Origin of the sequence: Mesorhizobium sp. Mes31 (genome assembly GCF_024519675.1) — a bacterium.
In the GTDB taxonomy this organism is placed as follows: Bacteria; Pseudomonadota; Alphaproteobacteria; order Rhizobiales; family Rhizobiaceae; genus Mesorhizobium.
On record NZ_JALJRL010000052.1, the window covers coordinates 1 to 2,436 of the forward strand.

The window sequence follows — 2,436 nt, forward strand, 5'->3', positions numbered from 1 at the left end:
TGGAATTTCCCCCATCGACGTATCGGCATCTCACCAATGGAACGGTGCTGGAGGCATACTGCGATGCGTGGACTCGACGACTTTCTGGCTGAGTGCGACCATGGCCCACGGATCAACGGACTAGCCGGCTTTTTCGCAGCGACCGCCGCTGGCAAGAGCGGGATGCCAATCCGCAAACCCGTCGTCGACGCCCGCCTTCTGCCGAGCGATGAAATCTTACGCGACCTAGTTGCCCTGCATGCGGCACGACAAGGTTTTTTCGACCAGCACTATCACGGCAGCATTCCCTACAGACTAGAGGAAGAGTGCCGGATGGCCTACGCAGTGCTGAAATACGCACGGCACCGTGTCGCTCCGCTTGCGCTATACAGCCTTGGAACAGCGGAAGGCACGATGGCGAGAACGTTGTCGGAACTGTCCGAGGGACAGATACGCACGCTGTCGTGCAGCCCAAACGCGGAGAATTACACGAGCTTCATGGCCTACGGCGAACCGCCGCACGCCGACTTCTTCATTGGACCCTTCCATAAGTTGACCAAGGACGTTCTGGGTTCAGATCCGCGACTGGCAAATTTCGCGCACGGCTTCGATATTATTCTGGAAGATACGACCTTTCAGATGTACTCGCCAAACAGAGCAAGCCAGATCGAGTTCGTGACCCAGCACCTCAAGCAGGACGGTATCTTCGTCTTCGTCGAGAAGTTCCGGGCTACCGAGGAGCCGGACTACAGGCGTCGCGAATATCAGAAGGATTTCGGCTTCAAGGCGCGCTATTTTCCCCCAGACGAAATCGAGAAAAAGCAGACCCTCGTTCTGAATACCATGTTCGGCAATGAGGTGACTTTGGCAGAGATGGCCGACGCCATACGCGCGCATTTCAGCCACTGCGCCCTGACATGGAACAGCGGAAACTTCTGTAGCCTCGCGGCGAGCAATAGCGAGGAAAACCTGAACCGGTACCTTTCCCAGATGGCCACTCCAGCCATTCCGCACGAGTACGTCTACGAAACCAGCTTGTATCCGACCCTGCCGGTTAGCGTCGTCGCCGCGCAGGAATAGGCTCCTATGCCTTGAGACAGGTCAACAACACGTTGCGCCGTTTGGACCATGTCTTCGCAGCTGTCGACCATGGTAGCCTCAGGCAGGCCGCAAGAGTTCTCAGAGTGAGGGAATCCTGTGTCAGCCGAAACATCGTTGCTCTCGAACAATTGCTGGACATGCAGTTGTTTGATCGCGACGTCCATGGTGTTCGGCTGACCGAAGCAGGCCGGGCCTGGACTGACCTCGTCCGGGCTCATTATGAAGGCTTGCACGATGCCATGGCCGGAGGTGGTCCTGGCGACCAGGATGCCAAAACAGTCAAGATAGGGTTGTGCGGCCAGATAGGCCGGGCGTTCGTGGCGCGCCTTGTCGATCGATTTCGCAGCTTACATCCGGACGTGAGCATCGCCATCGAGGACGTTCCCCAAGAACAGTGTCTGGCGGCAATACGTCGCCGGCGCCTTGACATCGTCTTCACGCACGGGATCGAGAACGGCGCCTTATGCCGCAGCGAGCGATTTGGGCACGAGCGCTTGTTCGTTCTCCTGCCCGGTGGCCATCCGCTCGCTGAAAGGCCGGCAGTCAGATGGAGGGATCTTGCAGATACTTGTCTGCTGGTTTCGGTCGGATCTCCGCAGGATCCGGTTTTGCTGGAAAAGATTGCCGCAGATGGTGGCCCCGCTATTCAAATATGTCGCGCGAGCGAAGCGACGGTCATCCTCAAGGTGCAACTCGGTCAATGCGTTACTCTGGCGGGCGGCGGTTTTGCCAGGACAGTCGCCATCGACGCTACAGTGTGGAAACCCATCGACGGTCAGAACAGCATCAGTTCGATTAAGGCGGTGTGGCTGGAATCGAACCCAAAGCGTGCGCTTCTGCGGCTGGTTGGGACCGCAAGAAACATGGTGACAGCAACGCGACCCGGGCCTACCCCTGTCAATTCAGGAAGTACGGAACGCCGCGGGCGCGATTTCTGAAGTCACGCCATGATTGAGAGGCGCGACTGACCCGGTTCGACTTCAGCCGCCGGCCCTTAGTCCCCCTCCGAACGCTTTGCCCTGGCAAAGCCTCGATCCGTCGCAATGAACCGCTCCAACATCGCAACGATGAGGCGCGGCGCATCGGCGGGCCGTTGCCCCGCTTCGCGGCCGAGGATCTCGGCATAAGCGGTCAGATCGCGGTGCAGTGCCGCGGGGAGTTCCACCATGACCTTGACGGGTTTGTCGTCGGCGATCGGCCCCAGTTTCAGCTTGGCCATTTTCAGCCTCCGTAAGGTTCGAGCACGAGATCGCGTGTGACGATCACGCGCACCGGGAATCCCGGTCGGATGGTGAGCGTCGGCGCTATGTTGAGCTGCCGCTGGACGATCTGCTGGCCTGTCTGGCTGATGCTGTC

Annotated in this window: 4 protein-coding genes; 2 read left to right on the forward strand and 2 right to left on the reverse strand. The window is 58.9% G+C overall.

Going from position 1 to position 2,436, the window contains the following annotated elements; genetic code table 11:
• The first annotated feature begins 63 nt into the window (after positions 1–63).
• Positions 64–1,059, forward strand: a complete 996-nt coding sequence (locus NR193_RS33180; protein WP_256754870.1) for a class I SAM-dependent methyltransferase — start codon at positions 64–66, stop codon at positions 1,057–1,059.
• 11 nt (positions 1,060–1,070) lie between these two features.
• Positions 1,071–2,018 carry a LysR family transcriptional regulator gene (locus NR193_RS33185; protein ID WP_256754868.1) on the forward strand — a complete coding sequence of 316 codons (948 nt, stop codon included), beginning with the start codon at positions 1,071–1,073 and terminating at the stop codon, positions 2,016–2,018.
• A 56-nt stretch (positions 2,019–2,074) separates the two neighbouring features.
• Here NR193_RS33185 and NR193_RS33190 read toward each other — a convergent pair whose 3' ends face one another.
• The gene (locus tag NR193_RS33190) at positions 2,075–2,299 is read right to left on the reverse strand and encodes a DUF2274 domain-containing protein (RefSeq protein WP_256754869.1); all 225 of its coding nucleotides are present in this window, start codon (positions 2,297–2,299) and stop codon (positions 2,075–2,077) included.
• A gap of 2 nt (positions 2,300–2,301) precedes the next feature.
• The coding region (locus tag NR193_RS33195; RefSeq protein ID WP_306280796.1) for a TrbI/VirB10 family protein at positions 2,302–2,436 on the reverse strand (135 nt) is incomplete at its 5' end.